At 40.6% G+C, this 21,879-nt stretch carries 19 protein-coding genes and 1 pseudogene; 17 read left to right on the forward strand and 3 right to left on the reverse strand.

Annotated features, from left to right (window positions below; genetic code table 11):
• Nucleotides 1-53: 53 nt before the first annotated feature.
• From AC4CUY_RS04955 to AC4CUY_RS04965, 3 genes are all read left to right on the forward strand, one after another.
• Nucleotides 54-650, forward strand: a complete 597-nt coding sequence (locus AC4CUY_RS04955) for a DUF4189 domain-containing protein (RefSeq protein ID WP_490773747.1) — start codon at nucleotides 54-56, stop codon at nucleotides 648-650.
• A gap of 109 nt (nucleotides 651-759) precedes the next feature.
• Complete coding sequence (locus tag AC4CUY_RS04960) at nucleotides 760-1,215, forward strand: hypothetical protein (RefSeq protein WP_419328435.1); 456 nt, start codon at nucleotides 760-762, stop codon at nucleotides 1,213-1,215.
• A 48-nt stretch (nucleotides 1,216-1,263) separates the two neighbouring features.
• Complete coding sequence (locus AC4CUY_RS04965) at nucleotides 1,264-1,797, forward strand: Ivy family c-type lysozyme inhibitor (RefSeq protein WP_336952631.1); 534 nt, start codon at nucleotides 1,264-1,266, stop codon at nucleotides 1,795-1,797.
• A 190-nt stretch (nucleotides 1,798-1,987) separates the two neighbouring features.
• Here the strand turns inward: AC4CUY_RS04965 and AC4CUY_RS04970 are convergent, their stop codons facing one another.
• Together AC4CUY_RS04970 and AC4CUY_RS04975 are read right to left on the reverse strand one after the other, a co-directional pair.
• Nucleotides 1,988-2,977 (reverse strand): ABC transporter substrate-binding protein, encoded by a 990-nt coding sequence (locus AC4CUY_RS04970; RefSeq protein WP_336952629.1) that lies wholly within the window; start codon nucleotides 2,975-2,977, stop codon nucleotides 1,988-1,990.
• A 3-nt stretch (nucleotides 2,978-2,980) separates the two neighbouring features.
• Nucleotides 2,981-3,568: an ANTAR domain-containing response regulator gene (locus tag AC4CUY_RS04975; protein WP_419328451.1), complete on the reverse strand. Its 588-nt coding sequence runs from the start codon at nucleotides 3,566-3,568 to the stop codon at nucleotides 2,981-2,983.
• 431 nt (nucleotides 3,569-3,999) lie between these two features.
• On the opposite strand from AC4CUY_RS04975, the gene AC4CUY_RS04980 reads away from it, so the two are divergent.
• The 13 genes and pseudogenes from AC4CUY_RS04980 to AC4CUY_RS05040 all read left to right on the forward strand — a co-directional run bounded on the left by AC4CUY_RS04980 (nucleotide 4,000) and on the right by AC4CUY_RS05040 (nucleotide 19,920).
• Complete coding sequence (locus AC4CUY_RS04980; RefSeq protein WP_336952625.1) at nucleotides 4,000-5,376, forward strand: MFS transporter; 1,377 nt, start codon at nucleotides 4,000-4,002, stop codon at nucleotides 5,374-5,376.
• 38 nt (nucleotides 5,377-5,414) lie between these two features.
• Nucleotides 5,415-7,961, forward strand: a complete 2,547-nt coding sequence (gene nirB / locus AC4CUY_RS04985; RefSeq protein WP_490773748.1) for a nitrite reductase large subunit NirB — start codon at nucleotides 5,415-5,417, stop codon at nucleotides 7,959-7,961.
• Nucleotides 7,962-8,060: 99 nt separating this feature from the next.
• Nucleotides 8,061-9,686: a nitrite reductase small subunit NirD gene (gene nirD, locus AC4CUY_RS04990; RefSeq protein WP_336952623.1), complete on the forward strand. Its 1,626-nt coding sequence runs from the start codon at nucleotides 8,061-8,063 to the stop codon at nucleotides 9,684-9,686.
• Nucleotides 9,687-9,780: 94 nt separating this feature from the next.
• The gene (locus AC4CUY_RS04995) at nucleotides 9,781-12,576 is read left to right on the forward strand and encodes a molybdopterin-dependent oxidoreductase (RefSeq protein ID WP_419360905.1); all 2,796 of its coding nucleotides are present in this window, start codon (nucleotides 9,781-9,783) and stop codon (nucleotides 12,574-12,576) included.
• Complete coding sequence (gene mobA, locus AC4CUY_RS05000) at nucleotides 12,573-13,208, forward strand: molybdenum cofactor guanylyltransferase (protein ID WP_336952620.1); 636 nt, start codon at nucleotides 12,573-12,575, stop codon at nucleotides 13,206-13,208. Before AC4CUY_RS04995 ends, mobA begins: the two co-directional genes overlap by 4 nt.
• A gap of 186 nt (nucleotides 13,209-13,394) precedes the next feature.
• Nucleotides 13,395-14,504 (forward strand): GTP 3',8-cyclase MoaA, encoded by a 1,110-nt coding sequence (gene moaA, locus AC4CUY_RS05005; protein WP_336952618.1) that lies wholly within the window; start codon nucleotides 13,395-13,397, stop codon nucleotides 14,502-14,504.
• A gap of 1 nt (nucleotide 14,505) precedes the next feature.
• On the forward strand, nucleotides 14,506-14,817 hold the full coding sequence (locus AC4CUY_RS05010) for a MoaD/ThiS family protein (RefSeq protein ID WP_336952616.1): 312 nt from the start codon (nucleotides 14,506-14,508) through the stop codon (nucleotides 14,815-14,817).
• 1 nt (nucleotide 14,818) lies between these two features.
• Entirely contained in the window at nucleotides 14,819-15,517 is a 699-nt protein-coding gene (locus AC4CUY_RS05015) for a molybdenum cofactor biosynthesis protein MoaE (RefSeq protein WP_419328462.1), read from the forward strand.
• A 68-nt stretch (nucleotides 15,518-15,585) separates the two neighbouring features.
• Entirely contained in the window at nucleotides 15,586-16,509 is a 924-nt protein-coding gene (gene moaCB, locus AC4CUY_RS05020) for a bifunctional molybdenum cofactor biosynthesis protein MoaC/MoaB (protein WP_336952614.1), read from the forward strand.
• A complete protein-coding gene (locus AC4CUY_RS05025; protein WP_336952612.1) occupies nucleotides 16,506-17,798 on the forward strand; it encodes a molybdopterin molybdotransferase MoeA in 1,293 nt (430 codons plus the stop codon). Before moaCB ends, AC4CUY_RS05025 begins: the two co-directional genes overlap by 4 nt.
• 28 nt (nucleotides 17,799-17,826) lie before the next feature.
• Complete coding sequence (modA, locus tag AC4CUY_RS05030; protein WP_419820727.1) at nucleotides 17,827-18,570, forward strand: molybdate ABC transporter substrate-binding protein; 744 nt, start codon at nucleotides 17,827-17,829, stop codon at nucleotides 18,568-18,570.
• Between the two features lie 11 nt (nucleotides 18,571-18,581).
• Nucleotides 18,582-19,280 (forward strand): annotated as a pseudogene (gene modB, locus AC4CUY_RS05035) (molybdate ABC transporter permease subunit).
• The gene (locus AC4CUY_RS05040; RefSeq protein ID WP_490773749.1) at nucleotides 19,267-19,920 is read left to right on the forward strand and encodes an ATP-binding cassette domain-containing protein; all 654 of its coding nucleotides are present in this window, start codon (nucleotides 19,267-19,269) and stop codon (nucleotides 19,918-19,920) included. Before modB ends, AC4CUY_RS05040 begins: the two are co-directional and overlap by 14 nt.
• A gap of 199 nt (nucleotides 19,921-20,119) precedes the next feature.
• Here the strand turns inward: AC4CUY_RS05040 and pcaU are convergent, their stop codons facing one another.
• Nucleotides 20,120-20,944 carry an IclR family transcriptional regulator PcaU gene (gene pcaU / locus AC4CUY_RS05045; protein ID WP_336952606.1) on the reverse strand — a complete coding sequence of 275 codons (825 nt, stop codon included), beginning with the start codon at nucleotides 20,942-20,944 and terminating at the stop codon, nucleotides 20,120-20,122.
• A gap of 250 nt (nucleotides 20,945-21,194) precedes the next feature.
• Here pcaU and AC4CUY_RS05050 point away from each other — a divergent pair, with 250 nt between their 5' ends.
• Nucleotides 21,195-21,878 (forward strand): 3-oxoacid CoA-transferase subunit A, encoded by a 684-nt coding sequence (locus AC4CUY_RS05050; RefSeq protein WP_224965054.1) that lies wholly within the window; start codon nucleotides 21,195-21,197, stop codon nucleotides 21,876-21,878.
• Nucleotide 21,879: the final 1 nt, after the last annotated feature.

Raw genomic sequence — 21,879 nt, forward strand, 5'->3', positions numbered from 1 at the left:
TAAGTGAAAATCATTCAATTTATTGATGGTTATTGGCCATGAGGGCTTTTATTATGTTTAAAACATTCACGATCGCAGAGCAACACTATTTAAAACAATTCATGGGGATTGCAAACACGCTTGTGTTGGCGTTTGTTGTTTTGATGTGGTCAGGCCATGTGGCCGCAGAGGGCAATTGTCCTCCTGGTTATTATCCAATTGGTGGGCAAGGCTTGCTAGGGTGTGCACCGATTCCAAGTGGCGGTAGTAATGGTGGTGGCGGTGGTGGCACATATAAATGGGAACCCTCACTTTGGGAAAAACGTTGGGGCGCGATTGCTGAAGATAAGGCAGCACCTTCTCGACCTACAGGTTATGCCCAAGCGACAAGAACCGAACGTGGGGCAAAAAAAGTAGCCTTGGAAAATTGCCAAAAAAAGGGAGGTAAAAATTGTGAGGTCATCTTTACCTATAACAATAAATGTGTTGCCTTGGCTGATCCGACTCAAGGTGGTCAAGAGTCTGTGATTAGAATTGATCGTACGCCCGCAGGCGCCAAAGCATTAGCTGCTTATGAATGTCAAAGTAAAAACAAGCAAGAGTGTAAAGTGGTTTACTCAGCATGTAGTACTTATTACGAACCGGGCGCCAGTATATTTTATTGGTGGTAATACATAGCGGTTCTGCTTTAAGTAACATCTCCTATTGTGATAAACCCGAGATAAGTATTTGAAGTAAAATATATTTAAATAAAAGATCGGATCTTTTTAAAGGATAAAAATGATGAAAGCGGTTAATTTTTTACTGGGCAGTATTTTAGCTTTGCCCTTGTTTGCACATGCAGATGCCTTGAAACTGCAAAAAAGCACACAGGAATTTGATCAATATCGTGGTCAAATTACAGTAAATGGAGAATATTCATATTATTTTGATGATGAAGTGGCAGGTGATGTTATCTGCTTTCATCCCAGTGCGCCTTCAGATCAGTTGATACCGCGTAAGCCGGATGATCGCCGTTCACGCTGGTTTTGTTTCAATGATACTCAACAGGCAGCTCAGGCATTGAAACTCAACAAAAGACCCAAGGAAGGCTATATTGGCTATACAGGACATGCAACTGTAACGGTTGGAGAATATGCGGTTTATAAGGGCGAAAGTGATGGTACTGATCTGGCAAAATTGGTATCAGTCGAAAAAGCAGATACCCCAAAACTAGTTAAAAGCTCTGGTTATTAAAGCGTATTGTTATCGCGATGTTAAGTATATATTTAAAGGAAATAAATCATGAAAATCTTTAGTTTTTTATTGGCAGGTATACTGGTCACGCCAATTGTTGCACAGGCAAAAACACCACAACAATGGGCTGAGTGTGCCGATAAGGTTGGGCGTACTATCGATGTGCAAGAAGTTGGTAATATCGGCTATGAGTCAGAAATCAAAAGCAAGTGTGGTACACGTCCTGTTCCAACAACGGGTATGGCGAAACCAGATGGTAAACACCCACATGACGTTATACAGGCAGCACCTTGGAAAGCTCGTTTTCAGCAATTAGTTGGCAAATCATATGCAAATCTCACTTCAGCTTTAGTGGTATCCAGTGCAATGCAGCGTCAGGGTGATTGGCTGGTAGGCAGTGGTTATGACCCACGTGGGGCGGGTTCGAGTAAGGCCGTCATTGCGATCAATACCAAAACAGGTAAAGTCATGGCGGCTTATTCAGATACTGAAGATGGTGTTAAATTCTTTGGCTTTGATGAAAATACTAAAGGTGTTCCAAGTAAATTTTCACAATGGGTTGCGGAAAGTGCGGCGGGTTAATTTGCAAAATGATCATGCAACTTGATCCTTAAGCTTAGTAATGTATAAATAACCGTAATTAATAACTATTCGAATATTAAATAATGATGCAGTGAGCTTAGCGCTATAAAATGGTGAACATTTTATGTCTAGTTTTCTGCATCTTTGTCAAAGCAACTTGCAGCTTGATACATTTTAAATTAGTCATTTTTTAAATTAAATCACCCGTGCATTGTGTCGAAATTTTTTTGATTTGTGCCGTATCGAGTTCTAAGTTATCCCATTTGCACATTTGTTGAATAATCCATTCAAAATCATCTGGTTTTGGTCGGTCCTGTGTACCAAAAGAGCGAATAATATTTTGTATTTTATGAAACGCATAGGTATGCACTAGATGAGAACAATTGAAACGGATGATGTCACTCACTTCTAGCATATGCCATATGGGTTGTAGTGATTGCAAGGTGCTTAAATCATGTTGTGCCTTTTGAATCGCCGTCTGCAATGCATTTAACGTATTCGGATGCTTGTTTGCCCATTCATGGGTGGTGGCTAAAACTTTATCCGCCACTTCAGGAATAATCTGTTTACTCTCAGCAATTACATAACTATAACCTTCAATCTGCGATTGGATATTCCACGGTTCACCGACACAAAATCCATCAATGAGTTGTGATGAAATCGCATCCACCATATAGGAAGGGGGCAGTGTGGATGGTTGGTATTTTTTTGCCAAGTCTGGATCTGCCAAAGCCAACCACTCTCTTAAACAATAATGGTGGATGGACTGTTTAAATACATGGGCCAGTTGTATTTTGTCGCCTTGTTTTAAGGCTTGAACTACTTTCACTGCTGACGCTTGCGCAGTATCTTGCGTGTGAATTTTTAACTCATAGCAGAGTTTTTGGCTCAAGCTGATAAATGCACGATTGGTGCTCAACACCAATGAGGTTTGTAAGGGAATACCCAGCTGATCATTGCCTGTCGCAGCAGCGGGAAGCATGGCAGAAAGACAATGTGCGGCATCTAAAATGCCAAAAGCTAAACGATCACGTAAACTGGCCCAAGAAGGCTCTTTCACCAACCTAACCTTCAGACCTTGCTCAGTAAAATAACCTTGATGTTGTGCCCAAAGTATTGCAGTGCAATCCAGCAAAGGAATATAGCCTAATTCAATGTCCGTGGTTTCAAGTGTGTTCATTGTTTATTCCTTGAAATTTGCTTGGAGCAAGGCTTGAGCATCGATTAACTTTCTTGCCATTTCCCCCATGGTGATACGGTGACTCATGGCGTTTTTTCGTAACAAACTGAAAGCTTGTTCTTCTTCAATTTGATGCATCTGCATCAGCATCACTTTGGCTTTTTCAATATCTTTACGGTCAGCAAGTTTGCATTTGGTTTCATTGAGATCTTTTAAGAGCTTTTTATGTTTTTTAAATTGCTCAATCGAAATTTCTAAAATACTTTCCAGTTTTTCAGGATCAATCCCATCAACAATATAGGCGGTTACACCCGCTTCAATAGCACTTTTGATGGTGTCTTTTTGCGAGTTTTTAGTGAAAAGCACAGTGGGTAAATCAAACTGACTTACACAGCTTTCAATAATATCTCGATGTGGATGGTCCATATCCAGCAAAATCACATCAGCATATAAGTGATGAAGATCGGTACTATTTAAATGGTCAATCATCAGACATGCGACCACCTCGAAATCATGTTCGATCAAAGAGGATTTGATAAAAGATGCCCGCTCTATATCATCATCGATCAGGGCAATTCTTAATTTTGGCATGTCGCTACTCAAGTATGTCCTGACATGAACTTTCAGCATATAAGCAATTTAGATGCCAATATTTCGCATGAATAGTGCTGTTTTAAAGCATAGTCACAGAATGTTAAAGAAAATTGATGCACTTTATTGATGCAATTTGCCTTCTAAACATGCAGTTTTATGATTTACATTTTATCCGTGCGGATAAAAAGCATGAACGTGTATCACAGGATAAAGGTACAACTATTCAATCATAAGTATTGAGTATTCAAGCAAAATAAAAAATTAGATATTTAGAAATATTAAACTGGCATGAACTATGCATAGTTTAAATCAAGTCAATGAAGACTTTCAAAATTTGTAAGACGGCCAACGACGTCCGTTCTGATCGTTACTGATATGCCTCGTGCATAACAGCAACTTATATGCGTTCAGTTCAGGAGATCGAAGCTATGTCTTCAAATTTAGATGCGAAAAAAGCAACAAAGATTCATCTTTTCAATTTTAGCAGTGCAGCAATGCGGGCCTTCCATATGAGTTGGCTTGCTTTTTTTGTCTGTTTCTTTGCATGGTTTGCCTGTGCGCCGTTAATGCCTGTTATTGCAGGTGAATTCCATCTCACCAAAGATCAAATCGCCAATATTAATATTGCTGCTGTTGCAATCACGATTGTAGTGCGTCTGATTGTTGGTCCTTTATGCGATAAATATGGCCCACGTAAAACCTATACCGCATTATTGATTATCGGCAGTATCCCTGTATTTGGGGTGGCATCAGCCAATAGTTATGAGTCTTTTCTATTCTTCCGACTCTTGATTGGCGCAATTGGTGCCAGCTTTGTTATCACCCAATATCACACCAGTATTATGTTTGCACCAAATGTCGTAGGCACTGCAAATGCAACCACAGCAGGTTGGGGTAATGCAGGTGGAGGCGCAACTCAAGCCTTGATGCCTTTGATGCTCGCAGCATTGGTGATGTTCGGTGTTGAACAAACCATGGGCTGGAGAATTGCACTAATTGTACCTGGTGTGATGATGTTAATTGTCGGTGCAATGTATTGGAAGTTTACTCAAGACTGTCCACAAGGTGATTTTAAAGAGCTTCGTGCACAAGGTCTGCATGTGGGGAGTGATAAAAAAGGCGGTATGGCAATTTTGATGCATGCTGCAAAAAACTACCGCGTTTGGATTCTATTTGGTGCTTATGCAGCGTGTTTTGGTATTGAAATTTTCATTCATAACATTGTCGCAATGTACTACGTGGATCATTTTAAATTTGGTTTAAAAGAAGCAGGGATGGCAGCAGGGATTTTCGGTTTACTTGCACTGTTTGCCCGTGCGCTTGGTGGTATCGTTTCTGACAAGGTGGCGACTAAAAAAGGTCTCGATGGTCGCACGAAAGTGTTGTTTGCCATGATCCTGTTAGAAGGCGTATTCCTGATTGTCTTTTCACAAATGAATACCGCGATTCTGGCGATTCTGGTCATGACCGTATTTGCTTTATTTACCCATATGGCCTGCGGTGCGACCTATGCACTGGTTCCATTTATTGATCGTGATGCTTTGGGTGGTGTGGCGGGCATTATCGGGGCAGGCGGTAATGTCGGTGCTGTTGCTGCGGGTTTCTTATTAAAAGGCATGTTGGATATTCAAACGACGCTGATGGTTTTAGGTGGTTTGGTAGTGATTGCTGCAAGTTGTGTATTGATGATTCGTTTCTCGGTTGAACATAAAGAGAAAGAGCAAAAGTTATTTGAAGCTGCTGTACTGGAGCGAAATAGCATGGAACAAAATGCTGTAAGTCTTAAACAAAACAGTGCGACTTAATTGAATAACAAGAGCAAAAACAATCGAGGAGAATCGATATGAAATTAGTGATGATTGGTCATGGAATGGTTGGGCATAAATTTATTGAATCTCTGCTAGAACATGCAGGTGATGAGGTTGAAATCACGATTTTGGCAGAAGAACCCCGTTTGGCCTATGATCGGGTACATTTGACTGAATATTTCACAGGTAAATCTGTCAAAGATTTAACTCTTTGTCGTGCGGACTTTGCAGATGCTTATGGAATTGACCTGCGTTTAAATACCAAAGCCACTCATCTTGATACCATCCATAAATGCATCACCACCGATCATGGCGATGTGATCAACTATGACAAATTGGTGCTTGCGACGGGTTCCTATGCTTTTGTTCCACCAATTTCGGGGCATGATCGTAAAAACTGTTTTGTTTACCGTACCATTGATGATTTAGATGCAATACGGGCAGCAAGTCTATCTGCAAAATCTGGTGTGGTGATTGGGGGTGGTTTACTCGGTTTAGAAGCCGCGAAAGCACTTCGTGATTTAGACTTAGAAACCCATGTCGTTGAATTTGCACCTCGTTTAATGGCAGTACAAATTGATGATTTGGGCGGGAAAGTTTTACGGTCCAAAATTGAAAATTTAGGGGTAAAGGTTCACACGCAAAAGGCCACTTCATCGATAGAAGATGGCGTGAATAGCACCCATGTGATGAAGTTTGCGGATGGTTCAGAACTTGAAACAGATATTATTCTATTTTCTGCAGGGATTCGCCCGCGTGATGAGTTGGCCCGCCAATGTGGTTTAGCGTTAGGTGAACGTGGCGGTATCGCGATTAATGATTACTGCCAAACCTCCGATGCAGATATTTATGCGATTGGTGAATGTGCATTATGGAACAATAAAATCTATGGTTTAGTTGCACCCGGTTATGACATGGCAAGGATTGCAGCAAAACATGTGATGCAACAAAGTTGCCCCACATTTGCTGGCGCAGACATGAGCACCAAGTTAAAACTGATGGGTGTCGATGTGGCATCGGTAGGCGATGCGCATGCCATGACTGCAAATGCATTGAGCTATTTCTATGCTGATGAGGATGCAATGGTCTATAAAAAGATCGTGGTCAATGCAGAGAAAACCCAATTACTTGGTGCGGTACTGGTTGGTTGTGCCAAAGAATATAACGACTTATTGCAAATGATGTTGAATGGCTTAGCGATACCAGAAAATCCAGAAAGTTTAATCATGCCAGGCTATGCACAATCTACGGCAAAAGCGGGAAGTAGTGGTGTAGATTTATTGCCAGACAGTGCCACGATTTGTTCATGTAATAACGTGTCTAAAGCAGATATTTGTAGTGCCATTGCCGAGGGTTCGACCTCATTAGGTGCGTTAAAAAAATGTACCAAAGCCGCAACCGCATGTGGTGGATGTGCACCCTTAGTGACCCAAGTTTTAAAATCTGAATTACAACGCCAAGGGGTAACGGTCAATAATCATCTTTGTGAACACTTTGCTTACTCACGCCAAGAGTTGTATCACTTGGTACGGGTCAATGAAATTAAAACTTTTGATGATTTGATTCAACAACATGGGCATGGTTTAGGTTGTGATATTTGCAAACCGACAGTAGCCAATATCTTGGCATCTTGTTGGAATGACTTTGTTCTCACTGCAAATCATGCTGGGTTGCAAGATAGTAACGACTACTACCTAGGCAATATTCAAAAAGATGGTTCTTATTCTGTTGTACCGCGTATGGCAGGTGGTGAAGTGACACCAGATGGTTTGATTGCAGTTGGGCAGATTGCCAAAGAATATGGTTTATATACCAAGCTAACCGGTGGGCAACGGGTAGACTTATTTGGAGCACAAGTCCATCAATTGCCAGAAATTTGGGAAAAGCTGATCAATGCTGGTTTTGAGTCTGGTCATGCCTATGGCAAGTCATTACGTACCGTTAAATCTTGTGTTGGGAGCACATGGTGTCGTTATGGTGTCGATGACTCGGTCGGTTTAGCCATCTTCCTTGAAAATCGCTACAAAGGTTTGCGTTCCCCACATAAATTAAAAATGGCAGTTTCGGGCTGTACACGAGAGTGTGCCGAAGCACAAAGCAAAGATGTTGGGGTGATTGCCACTGAGAAAGGCTGGAACTTATATGTTTGTGGCAATGGGGGAATGAAACCTCGCCATGCAGAACTTTTAGCTTCTGACCTAGATACGCAAACTTTAATTCAATATATCGACCGCTTCTTTATGTTCTATATCCAAACAGCGGATCGTTTACAACGGACTTCGGTATGGCGTGACAATATGGAAGGTGGTTTGGATTATCTAAAAGATGTTGTTGTGCATGATTCTTTAGGAGTTGCTGCTGAACTAGAACGCCGAATGAGCCATGTGGTGGGTACTTATCAAGACGAATGGCGAACTGCGGTGGAAGATCCTGAAGTCCGTAAACGTTTTGTGACCTTTATTAATGCCAAAGCTGAGCAACAGCAAGATCCACATATTCAGTTTGCTCAAGTACGTGGGCAAATTCGCCCAAAAACTGACTCAGAACGTGATCAGAGCCGTATTCCTGTAGTTGAAGCATAAGCATATGAATACTTGCTTTATTGGCCTTACTCCACAATTCCACAGCTTAAAACAAGCCTTGTGGAAGAGCTGATAAACGTTGTTAAAAGGACAAACACAATGACCATTTTAAAAGATATGAACGAACTCGACTGGCTCGATATTTGTGCATTGCAAGACATTACGCCCAATACTGGTGTAGGCGCGTTGCTCGGGCAACAACAAGTGGCTATTTTTCGGGTAGGCAGTGAAAAGCGTGTGTATGCGCTGAGCAACCAAGATCCATTTAGCAAAGCCTTTGTCATGTCACGTGGAATAATTGGTGATTTACAAGGTGAACGTGTAGTTGCATCACCGATTTATAAGCAACATTTTAGTTTAGCAACAGGCCGTTGTTTAGAAGACAAAGATCAAAAATTACTGGTTTTTCCAAGCAAAATTGAAAATGGTCGTGTCTGGGTCAGTCCAACCCCACAAAAAACTTATATCACCAATAATGGTACGGCTCAGGAAAAAATCAATTTAGTTCTGGTGGGGAACGGATTGGCAGGAATGCGTTGCTTGGAAGATTTGCTTGATATGGCACCTGATCGTTATGAAGTGACGGTGATTGGTGAGGAGCCTTGGGGGAACTATAACCGGATTATGCTGTCGCCTGTCTTATCAGGGGATAAAACCATTGACGACATTATGCTGCACCCCCATTCATGGTATGCGAATAAAAATATTCGCTTTATTGCAGGTGATGCTGTGGTACGTATTGACCGTCCTCGTAAGCAAGTTTATACCGAAAAAGGTGTGGTGGTGAGTTATGACCGTTTGATTTTAGCAACGGGTTCAAAACCATTTATTCCACCGGTCAAAGGCGCAGCATTGGATGGCGTTTTGAGCTTTCGTGATATTTATGATGTCAATAATATGCTCGACTACTGTAAATCTAAAAATAATGCAGTGGTGATTGGTGGTGGTCTCTTGGGGCTAGAAGCCGCATATGGTTTAAAGCAACGTGGTATGAATGTGACGGTTTTGCATTTGATGGATCGTATTATGGATCGCCAACTTGATGCCAAAGCTAGTCAAATGTTGAAAACAGCAATTGAGCAAAAAGGTATTCCGATCATCACAGAAGCCAATACAGAAGAATTACTTGGTGAAAATGGTCATGTCACCCAAGTTCGGTTACAAGATGGCACACTTTTAGATGCAGATCTGGTGGTTTTTGCCGTGGGTATTCGTCCCAATATGGCTTTGGCACAAAGTGCGGGTTTACGCTGTAATCGCGGTGTGTTGGTTAATGACACCATGCAAACCTATGATCCAAGTATTTATGCAGTGGGTGAATGTATTGAGCATCGTAACCAAACGTTTGGTTTGGTAGAACCTTTATGGGGGCAAGCCTTTATCTGTGCATCACATTTGGCCGAACACGGCAGTTTGACCTTTAAAGCACCGACGGTTCCTACCCAGTTAAAAGTCAGTGGTTGTGATGTTTTTTCAGCAGGCCGTATTGATTTAGAAAACAGTCAGCCTATAGAAGATTTCGAAGACATTATTCTGAATGATGAAAAACGTCAAATCTACAAACGCATTATTATTCAAAAAGATAAAGTCGTTGGTGCGGTACTGTTTGGTGATACAGAGGATGGCACTTGGTACGCTGAATTGATTGCTGATCAAACCCCAATTTCTTCGATTCGCAATAAATTGTTATTTGGTCGGGATTTTGCATTAAAAAAAGCAGGCTGATTTATATCGCTTAACCCCTTCATCTTAAAAGGAGGGGGAGATTAAATGAAAGCCATATTCAAGTGAATGTATAGCATTGAGGAGCACAGCAGCAATGAATAGTATCCCTGTAATGGAACTGCCGAGCTCCACAGAATATAAGATCACAAGCACACAAACCACTTGTCCTTACTGTGGTGTAGGCTGTGGTGTCACAGCAACAGTGCAAGACACTACGCTAGGACAAAAAGTTTCTGTGGTTGGCGATGTTAAGCATCCCTCGAATTACGGAAAACTGTGTATTAAAGGCAGTAATTTGGCTGATACGCTGGGGTTGGGCACACGTGTTTTACAGCCGATGCTTGGACGTCATCCCCATCAGCAAGTCACAGATTGGGATAGCGCAACAGGTTTAATCGCCAATAAATTCCAACACTATATCGAGCAATATGGTCGTGACAGTGTCGCATTTTATGTTTCTGGTCAGTTGTTGACAGAAGACTATTATGTGGTAAATAAATTTGTTAAAGGCTATTTGGGTACAGCCAATATTGATACCAATTCAAGATTGTGTATGTCTTCGGCAGTTGCTGCACACAAGCGTGCTTTTGGTGAGGATTTGGTACCTGCAAGTTATGACGATTTTGAACATACTGACATGGTGATTTTGGTCGGTTCAAATACAGCATGGTGTCATCCCGTGATGTATCAACGCATCATGCAAGCCAAAGAATTAAGACAACAAAAGCAAAGTGATTTATTTGTGGTGGTGATTGATCCACGCTTTACGGCTACATGTGAAGCAGCTGATTTACATTTGCCTATTCTAATGGGTCAAGATGTTTGCTTGTTTAATGGGCTATTACAATATTTACATCAACATAACTATGCGGATAGCGCATTTATTGAGGCACATACTCAAGGGCTAGATACGGCACTAAAAAGTTCGCAAGCTGAAACAGATATCCAAGATGTTGCAGTGAAAACAGGAATTTCGCTAGAAAAACTTCAACTCTTTTTTGAAAAGTTTGCCCAAACTGAAAAAGTCATGACCCTATTTTCAATGGGGGTAAACCAGTCTTCACGTGGCGTGGACAAAGCCAATAGCATCATCAATTGTCATTTGTTGACGGGCAAAATTGGAAAGTTGGGTGCAGCTCCATTCTCTATGACAGGACAACCCAATGCAATGGGCGGACGTGAAGTGGGTGGGCTTGCCAATATGCTGGCAGCACACATGGACTTAGACAATCAACAACATCAACAGCTTGTACAAAATTTTTGGAACAGTCCAAGCATTGCCAAGCATATGGGATTAAAAGCAGTTGATCTTTTTGAAGCAGTGGAAAGTGGCAAGATTAAAGCAATTTGGATTATGGCAACCAATCCTGTAGTCAGCCTCCCCAATGCCGATCAGGTCAAACGTGCTTTAAACAGCTGTGAGTTTGTTGTAGTCTCCGATATTTGCAAAGATACCGACACTACTCAGTTTGCCGATGTGCTCTTACCTGCCTTGGGGTGGGGAGAAAAGGATGGTACGGTCACCAATTCAGAACGTCGTATTTCAAGACAACGTGCTTTTTTAGACCCGCCTGAGCAGGCCAAAGCGGATTGGTGGGCTGTGGCACAAGTGGCTCAAAAGCTCGGATTTACTGGCTTTGATTTTGCAAATAGCCACGAGATTTTTAAAGAACATGCTCTGTTATCTGCGTATCAAAACGCAGAGATTAATGCGCGATCAAATACCCAAAGCTTTCGTTACTTCAATTTACAAGGTTTAACTGATCTTTCATTAGATGAATATGATCAATTGGAACCCATTCAATGGCCTGTGATCATGCGCAATCAGACTGAACATGCATTCGCACAATTGTTTTCACAGGGACAATTTAGTCATGCAGATGGCAAAGCTAAATTTATTGCCACAATGGCGATAGATCCAGTCCATCAAAGCACTGCTGAATATCCTTTAATTCTCAATACAGGACGGATTCGAGATCAGTGGCACACTATGACTCGCACAGGTTTATCTGCCAATTTAAGCACCCATAAAGCAGAACCCTTTTGTGAAATTCACCCCAATGATGCATTGAAGTATGGCTTGAAAGAAGGCGAATTGGTCGAAATCAAATCGGATTGGGGCAATTGTGTCTTGCGTGCTGTACTCAGTGACAATATCCGCCGTGGACAAATTTTCGCCCCGATTCATTGGAATGATCAATATGCTTCGGATGCACGTATTGGCAAAGTGGTCAATCCAGTGGTGGACGCAATCTCAGGGGAGCCAGAATTCAAACATACCCCTGTGTTGATTCAGCCATTTTATACCCAGTGGCAAGGGGTATTTTATGTTCGTGAAGGCTTTGAACATATTGTTAAAAATAGCATTGAAAATACGGTGTGGTGGACAAAAATTCAGACTGCCAAAGCAGTGCGGTATGAATTGGCAGATCGTCGTCGTTTTACCCACACCACCCAAAATCTCAAGCAACTTTTACCCTTTGAGGATGAAAGTTTTGAATGGCTTAACTTGGAAGATCAAACTGCACATATCAGCCATAGTGTAGTGCTAAAAGAGGGGCGCCTTATTGCAAGTTTATATATCGCACCTAAAGCATTATTACCAGATCGTGATTGGGTCGCAAGTTTGTTTAAACGTGATCGTTTAAGTGCGATGCATCGTAAAGCCTTACTTGCTGGACAAGTCATGTCAATAGGCGATAGTGAGGGGCCATTGGTATGTAGTTGCTTTAAGGTAGGCAAAAATCGAATTATTGAAACCATTAAACAAAACAATATCAATCATGAAAAACAAGTGACTGCATGTTTAAAAGCAGGTGGTAATTGCGGTTCATGTCTACCTGAAATTCGCGGATTGATTAAAGCCTGTCAAGCGGAGCTTACTCTATGAAAAGAATTATAAAACCCAAGAAAGCCAAGCAATATCCACAAACTGATCTTGTGATTCTCGCCGGTGGTCAGGCGCGACGTATGAATGGGATCAATAAACTGTTACAGAAGTTTGATGATCAAATTCAACTCATCAAGATCCATCAACAATTAAAAAACCGAGTATCACAGGTCTGGGTCAATAGTCATCGCGATTATTCAATTTATCAGAAGCTTATTCCAAGTTTGTATTGCTATCAAGATGATGAAACTGGCTTTTATGGTCCTTTGATGGGAATTAAAAGTGCTTGGTCTTATGTTGAATCTGACTATGTACTTTTTGTGCCCTGTGATGTGACATTTATTCCACCTGAGGTCATTGAACGCTTACATGTCACTTTAGCGAGTCATCCTTTGGCAGAAGTGGCTTACGTCAATATCAATGGTAAAGCGTTATATCCATTTTGTTTATTAAAACGGAGCGCTTTCAATCGAATCTGTACTCATCTTGAACAAGGACAGCGCAGTTTAAAGATATGTTTTTCTGATTTGCACGCTCAGGAAGCATTATTTGAGAATCATGCACTGTTTTTCCACAGCATCAATTCTTTGGATGAATTACAACAATACCAACAGCTCAAGTTTTTAAATTGACTGGCTTAGTTTTGCTTAATTTTTTGCAAATCTCGGCATTTTTAATAGAGGTCAAATCGGTTTTAGCTCACATTTAGCTGTAGATGATCAAAGTTGGAACACTTTTTGCAATTTCAATGTCAATAAAATAGCGCAGATTTTAAGTATTAAAAAATCTTGAACTTAAATAGTGCTTGGGATGTGTATATGAATGCAATGACACAATACGAAGAGGGTGCCGCCTTTGTCGATCAATATGGTCGCACTAAGCGCAAACTCAGAATTTCAGTGACAGATCGCTGTAATTTTAAGTGTGTCTATTGTATGCCTGAACATCCAGAATGGATCAAAAAGCATAATTTACTCAGTTTTGAAGAACTGTATATTTTTTGCGAGTTTATGGTGCGACATGGGATTGAGCAGATTCGAATCACTGGTGGCGAACCATTAATGCGTAAAGGTGTGGTGCATTTCATTGATCAACTACAAAAATTAAAAAAACTGGGCCTAAAACGGATCTCAATGACTAGCAACGCACACTACCTTAAACAATACGCAACCCAGTTAAAACAAGCGGGTTTAGATGATTTGAATATTAGTTTGGACAGTTTAGATAAAGCACAATTTAAGGCCTTGACTCAAAAAGAGTTACAACCAGTATTAGAAGGCATTACAGCAGCACAGCAGGCAGGTTTTAAAATCAAGATCAATGCTGTATTGATCAAAGGAATCAATGATGATCAGGTTTTACCCTTAGCACATTGGTCCATTCAACAGCATCTTACAATGCGTTTTATCGAGTTTATGCCTTTAGATGGAGAGGGGCTTTGGACGCAAGCCGATATTGTCACTGAGCAGGAAATTTTAGAGCAATTAAAGCAAGACTTTACTGTCACTTTACAACAAGGACAATCTTCCGAGCCTGCACGACAGTATTTTATTAATGATTATCCTATTGGCATCATTTCGACCATAACCAATTCATTTTGTGGCACTTGTGACCGTATACGGTTAACAGCACAAGGTGATTTTTATAACTGCCTATTTGCTCCAAAGGGAATTAGCCTGAAAACACAAATTCAGGCATTGCACCATGATTCACATTATTTCGCTGAGACTCAGTTTGTTCAAAGTCACTCACCAAATGCAGTTGTATATTCGCCAATAAATCTAGAATTACCGCAACCCAGACAATTACAAGATACTTTGTCTGATTATATTTGGCAGAAAAAGCAAGGCTTTAATGAGATTCATCAACAGCTAAATTCAAAACATTCGTCATCTCGAAAAATCAGTATGTATATGATTGGAGGTTAATATGTCAGATCAATTTAAAATTCTAAATACGCCAAATAATGTTAATCAACTGAAGAATATACCGCAGCAGATGACGGTAAAAATTGAATGCTTTGGTGCAATTGAACGTGTATTGCCAGCAGATTTAATCCTGCAATGTGAGTCAAACATGCTCATTTCTGATGTTTTAGAATACGTGGTGCGTGCATATCCAGACGCAGGAAAAATGATTCAACACTGTGCATGTGCAATGGGGGAAGACATTATTCCGCGTCAGACCCTATTAACATCTGATAGTACAGTTGTTTTACTGTCACCGGTTGCAGGAGGTTGAGATGAGTACATTTGATTCTACACTCAAGCAATTTAATAGGATTCAGGATACTCCTTTAACTCAGGAGAGTTTTGATCCGATCCTACACTTTCCTGAATGCGGTGGTATTGGCATCTTTATTGGAACAGTACGTAATCACCATGAAGGCAAAGCGGTGAAAGCATTGAAATATACGAGCTATGCGCCGGTTTCAGAAAAAATGATTCGTCAAATTGAGCAAGAGATTCAACAGAAATTCGCTGTGGCTTATGTACGGGTGATTCATCGTATTGGTACCTTAAATATCGGCGAAAAAGCCATTATTGCGATTGCTTATGCAGCACATCGACGTGAAGCCTTTGCCGCATGTGAAGAAGCGGTAGAACGAGTAAAACACGAAGTTCCTGTATGGAAAGAGGAGTTTTATTTAGATGGTAGTAGCCAATATGTTGCTGGGTGCTGTATTCGGAAAGATTATGTTGAACAGGATACAGCCACACAAACGGATTCATTGAGTCAACATGATTCTGAGCATAGTTGTGGGCGCGATTTTGAGCATAGGCATGGAGCCGCGCAGCATCATCATTCTTTACCAAGTCATTCCCATTACCAAGATTCACAGCACAGACATACAGCACAGAACAATCTACAACATGATGCAAAACAGAAAATGTTGCTGAGCAACCAGTGTGAACAGACGATTTACCAATGGCATATGTAAACCTGATTGAGTAACTCAGCTAAATATGTCTGGCCATGTAAGTAATATCGTAAGAGAAGGAACAGGCAATGAAAAATGTGAGTATGAAAGCAGAAAGCTACCGTACAGCCGTAGCAACAGGAATTTTATATGCACCTGCACATTGCATAGAACTATTACGCACTGGAAGTACAGAAAAAGGGGACGCACTAAAAACCGCACGTATTGCTGGAATTTTGGCAGCAAAACGCACTGATGAATTAATTCCTTTGTGCCATCCCTTACCGATCTATCGTGCAGATGTTGAATATGAGTTGCATGAAAAACATGTCGAAATTATTGCGACTGTCGAAACCATTGGTCCTACAGGTGTAGAAATGGAAGCACTCACGGCAGTCAGTCTAGCAGGCTTAACCTTATACGATATGCTTAAGCCGCACTGTGAACCTGAAGACTTATGCCTTGACCAATGTAAATTACAACTGAAAAAAGGCGGTAAATCACATTTTACCCGTGTATTGAAAGAGACTTTATCTGCATCGGTTATTGTCTTATCCGATACCGTGGCTTCAGGGAAAAAGCCTGATACAGCTGGGCAAAATGTTTTAGAAATTCTTGAAGAAGCCAATTTTAGTCAGGTGAATTATCAAGTAATTGCCGACTCTCCAGAACAGTTATTGGCGTTAATTGAACAACAAAAGAATCACTATCCACTTATTTTGACTGTGGGTGGAACAGGATTAGGCCCTAAAGATTTAACTGTTGAAACCATTCAACCTTTACTTAAACGTGAAATTCCAGGTTTGATGGAAGCTTCTCGTAGTTTTGGTCAAAGACGTACCCCTTATGCAGCACTCAGCCGAGGGGTCGCGGGCTATATTGACAATAGTTTGGTGATTACTTTGCCAGGCAGTCGCCAAGGTGCTAAAGAGTCACTGATTGCCATTCTACCAGCCTTGGTACATCTTTTTGATGTGCAAAAAAATATTCCACATCTTGGGGGCTATCAATGAATCAGATTGCGGTCGCTCATGATTGTGGCAATGAAAAAGGCTTGGTTTCAGTTGATCAAGCATTGCAGTTACTTGTGGATCACACTCCAAGTCTAGGTAGTGAAACCATCCCCTTAAACCAAGCGCTTAATCGTTATGTTGCAGCAGATATTTTTTCAGAAATTAATTTACCCATTTTTTCGCAAAGTGCGGTAGATGGTTATGCGATCAATGCAAGTGCAGTGACTCAAACAGATTCTAAATTCGAATTGATTGGAGAGATTCGTGCAGGGCAAAGGGTTGAGGTCGAATTGAAACAAGGGCAAGCGATTCGAATATTTACAGGGACAAAAATCCCAGCAGGTACCACAACGGTTGCTCGACAAGAGATTGTTGAGCTCATCGATTTACACAATATAAAACTCACTGAGTCTTTAAACAGTCATGCTGATATTCGAGATGTTGGGGAAGAAGTTGCACTCGGTCAATTAATTGCATCAGTAGGACAAAAACTCAATGTCGGTGTTATTGCAGCACTCAGTATGGCAGGTGTAAAGCAAGTAGAAGTTTATCGTTATCCCAAAATTGCTGTGGTCGTTACAGGTGACGAAGTTGCAGATATGATCGAATGTTTAAATTCAGGCAAAATCTTTGATGCAAATACACCCATGATCCGCGCATGGTTTCAAACCCGAAATCAAACAGTTAATTTAATTCATGTTGAAGATATCGAACATCGTGTAATTCAGTTGTTTGATCGTCTTAAGGAACAATACGATTTAATCATTACTACAGGTGGAGTGTCTGTAGGAGATTATGATTTTGTTCGTCCCGCAGCATTAAAACTCGGTTTTCAGCAAATTTTTTGGAAGGTCAAACAAAAGCCGGGTAAACCGATGCTTTTCGCCAAGTATTCTCAACAAAAAAAACAAGGACAAGAAAGAAAAGGACAAGAACAGCAACAAGATCAAACTCACTGTTACCTATTGGGTTTACCCGGCAATCCTGCTGCGGTTTATATCGGTATGCAAGTCTATGTGGCGACTCTAGTGAATTCTTTACAGGGGCAAAAGCATCCACTCAATTGGATGACAGGCGTTATGAGTCATGCGCTGAAGTCTGATGCGCGAGAGCGCTTTTTAAGAATGCATGCTGTATTTGAACAAGGAAGATTAAGTTTGAAGAGTTTAACTAAACAGCAATCACATATGTTGAGTAATCTGATTGATGCCAATTGTATTGTGCGTATACCCTCAGATCAAAACATACAACAGGGGCAAGTCCTCCAAGGTTTATTTATTCAAGATTAGGGGATAAAAGATGCGTAGGTCGTTAAAAATGATCTTGGGCCTGTATTTTCTGCCGAGTATGAGCATATTACACGCTGAAACAATCAAAATTTATGCTGCAGCAAGCTTAACCAATGCGGTGACAGATATTGCTAAATTGTATGAGAAGCAGCAACCAGAGGTTAAAATAGTGACTGTTTTTGGTGCATCTTCAGCACTGGCAAAACAAATTGAGGCCGGTGCGCCCAGTGATATTTTCTTTTCTGCTGATCAGGACTGGATGAATTATTTAGTCCAAAAACAGAAGATTCAGGTAAATCAGGTTAAACCATTTTTGTTTAATCAATTGGTGTTGATTAGCCCTTTGCAAAGCAAACAACAGTTTAAAGCTGTGCCTACATTTAATTTTGCCCAATCATTTCAAGGGCATTTATGCACAGGGCAAATGGAGTCTGTGCCAGTAGGTAAATATGCCAAGCAAAGTCTGATTAAACTCAATTGGCTGAACAGTTTAAATGGTCGAATAGTGGGGACGGATGATGTTCGTTCAGCGTTGGCATTTGTTGAACGTGGTGAGTGTCAAGTGGGGATTGTGTACAAGACCGATGCATTGATCAGTAAAAAAATCAAAATTTCAGGAGTTTTTCCAAGCAACAGCCATCATCCAATTGTCTATCCGCTTGCTTTGACACAACAAGGTATCAACAATCAGTCAGCAGTGAAATTTAACCATTATTTAAAAGAAAATGCGCAAGCTAAAAAGATTTTTGTTCAGTATGGTTTTGGTTTATAGGATCCTACTTTATGCTAAGTTCAGAAGAGTGGAGTGCATTGTATTTGTCGGTGAAAGTGGGCTTCATTGCAACTTTATTCTGTCTACCATTTGCAATCATGCTCGCTTGGATTTTGGCACGTTATCAATTTAGATTATAGTTTGTGGTGGAAGCACTGTTACAAATGCCCATGGTGTTACCTCCAGTGGTTTTAGGTTATTTGCTTTTAATCCTGTTTGGTGCCAATGGCTGGATTGGACAATATCTCAATCAGTTAGGTATTCAATTGGCATTTAATTGGAAAGGAGCTGTTTTAGCCTCCATGATCGTGGCTTTTCCATTGATGGTGCAACCCATTCGGCTATCTTTTCAAATGATCAATCAGCAACTGGAACAGGTTGCAGGTTCTTTGGGTGCAAGCCCTGTACGGGTATTTAGCAGTATCAGCCTACCTTTGGCTTTACCCGGAATTTTAATTGGAAGTATTTTGTGTTTTAGTCGTAGCTTAGGTGAGTTTGGTGCAACCATTACTTTTGTGGGCAATATTCCCGATGAAACTCGGACCATTCCTATAGCAATTTACTCGCTGATTCAGCAACCTGATGGGGAGCAGGGCGCTATGCGTTTAGTGATCTTATCCATATTGGTTGCCTTTGGTGCTTTGATTGCAAATGCTTATATTCTTCAGAATTATCAGCGAAAATTGGGAGGCAAAGATGCTGCAATGTGATTTTCAATTTCAATATGCTGAGTTTAATTTAAAGGTAAAGTTGCAAATGCAAACACAATTGCTGGGCATTATGGGTGCATCAGGCAGTGGGAAATCAACATTCCTTAAAAACATTACCGGCTTGTTACAGCCACAACAGGGTTCAATTTTACTCAATCAGCAGTGTGTTTTCGACGATCAAAAAAAAATTAATTTACCCATGCACAAACGTCGAATCGCATTAGTCTTCCAAAATGCATGGCTGTTTCCACATATGAATGTGAAACAAAATCTAAAATATGCAGAAAATTTGTGTCCAGATCAGAACAAGAAATTTAGCTTTGATCAGATTGTTGATTTACTTCAACTCAAGCTGTTATTGCAACGTGCATCTTATCAATTGTCTGGTGGCGAGGCACAACGTATTTCGATTGGTCGCGCGCTCTTGTCTTCTCCTGATTTATTGCTCTTGGACGAACCATTATCTGGGCTGGACTACAAATTAAAAGATCAAATTTTACCTTTTCTAAATAGCGTTAAACTAGAAACTCAATTACCCATGATTTATGTCACCCATCATGCCGATGAGCTGGCTTATTTAAATGCACAGGTGGTTTATATGGATCAGGGAAGCATCACTGAAATCCCAAAAACTCACTAATCTTGAATAATATTAGATCTTTTTATCCATGAAAAAGGAAGTATTGTCTGTTCAAATGTATTTAAATTTAAATGCAAGATACGCAGTACAAACTCTACATTTTGATAAACTCACCTTTATGAAATGGTCTAAATTCCATGATTTATAAGGTTTAGCTCATTTAGCAATGATCTAAAAATATACTTGTTCAAGATATCTATTAAATCACTTGGCGTAAATCACGTGCTGTTTCTTGCAGTAACGGTAAAATATGAGTAATTAAATAATCTTTTGTTGTGCGCATAGTGGGGGAGACAATATTTAATGCGGCCACAACTACCGCGTTTGAGTCATAAATTGGAACCGCAACAGCATGAACTCCCAATTCATGTTCTTCACATGAATAACACCAATCTTGTTCTTTAATCTCATGCAGTAATTCGATAAACGCCTCACTTTCTGTATAAGTATATTTAGTAAGACGTTTTAATGGATACTGGGTCAGCCATTGCTTTTGTTCTTCCACATTTAAATGCGCTAATAAAATTTTCCCCGCAGAAGTTGCATGTGCAGGAAGACGATTGCCTAAATGTAAGCCGTAAGGATTAACACGGTCTGTTTGCTGATGTGCGGCACTACGTGCAATGGTAATTGCCTCATAACCATCTAATACCATCACCGAGTAAATCAGCGAAGTCTGATTGGTCAATAAGTTTAATAAAGGTTGGCAAATTTTGGGTAAAGGTGAACCATCTAAATAAGCACCAGAGAACTTTAAAATTTTGGGAGTTAAATAATAGTAATGTCCATCAAAGTCTAAATAGCCTAAGTACTCTAAGGTCAGTAACTGGCGACGCGCTGCTGCTCGGGTCATTCCTGTCTTTTCAGCCGCAGTACTGATATTCAAGCGATGTCGTTCAGGCCCAAAACATTCCAAAATCGCCAACCCTTTTGCAATCCCTGCAATAAAATCTTCATGGCGAATAATCTTTTTATTTTCAGAATGATGGATTAATCGGGTAGTTTTGTTGTGTTCATCGTCCATAACGCAGATCCTTAATTTAAAGCCAATTACATTAAAATTTTACTCAATCCAAATCAGACCGTTTTAGTGGGATAATGTTCGATCATCGAACATAAAAAATAATGATCGAACAAAATCTAACTTTAAGCCTAGAAGTAAATACAAAATTTATCAAGAATAAAGATTAGAAATCCGAACAAAACACTCGGCTTAGTTTCATCGGTTTCTAGGATGAAATGAATGAGTGATTCAAAGTACAGGAAGTAGTCAGATGATTGATAAAAATGCCACCTCATTGACTGAGGTTCTATCCCAAATCAAAGATGGTGCAACCATTATGATTGGTGGCTTTGGAACAGCAGGACAGCCCGCAGAGCTGATCGATGGGCTGATTGAACTTGGCGTTAAAGATCTGGTGATTGTCAATAACAATGCAGGCAATGGCGATTACGGTCTGGCGAAACTACTTAAATCAGGTGCAGTCCGTAAAATCATCTGTTCTTTCCCCCGTCAGTCTGACTCTTGGGTATTCGATGAACTCTATCATGCGGGCAAGATCGAACTGGAACTGGTTCCTCAAGGTAATCTCGCCTGTCGTATTCAAGCCGCAGGGATGGGTTTAGGTGCAGTCTTTACCCCAACAGGCTTTGGTACTTTATTGGCAGATGGCAAAGAAACACGTCATATCGATGGCAAAGACTACGTACTTGAATATCCGATTAAAGCAGACTTTGCATTGATTAAAGCACATCAAGGCGACCGTTGGGGCAACTTGGTTTATAACAAATCAGCACGTAACTTTGGTCCAATCATGGCGATGGCTGCAGATGTCACCATTGCACAGGTTTCAGAGGTGGTTGAACTGGGTCAGCTCGATCCTGAGCATATTATTACCCCAGGAATTTTTGTTCAGCATGTGGTTGCAGTTGATGCAGCCAATGGTAATGGAGAATAAC

This window comes from Acinetobacter sp. 778_lipA (genome assembly GCF_058242985.1).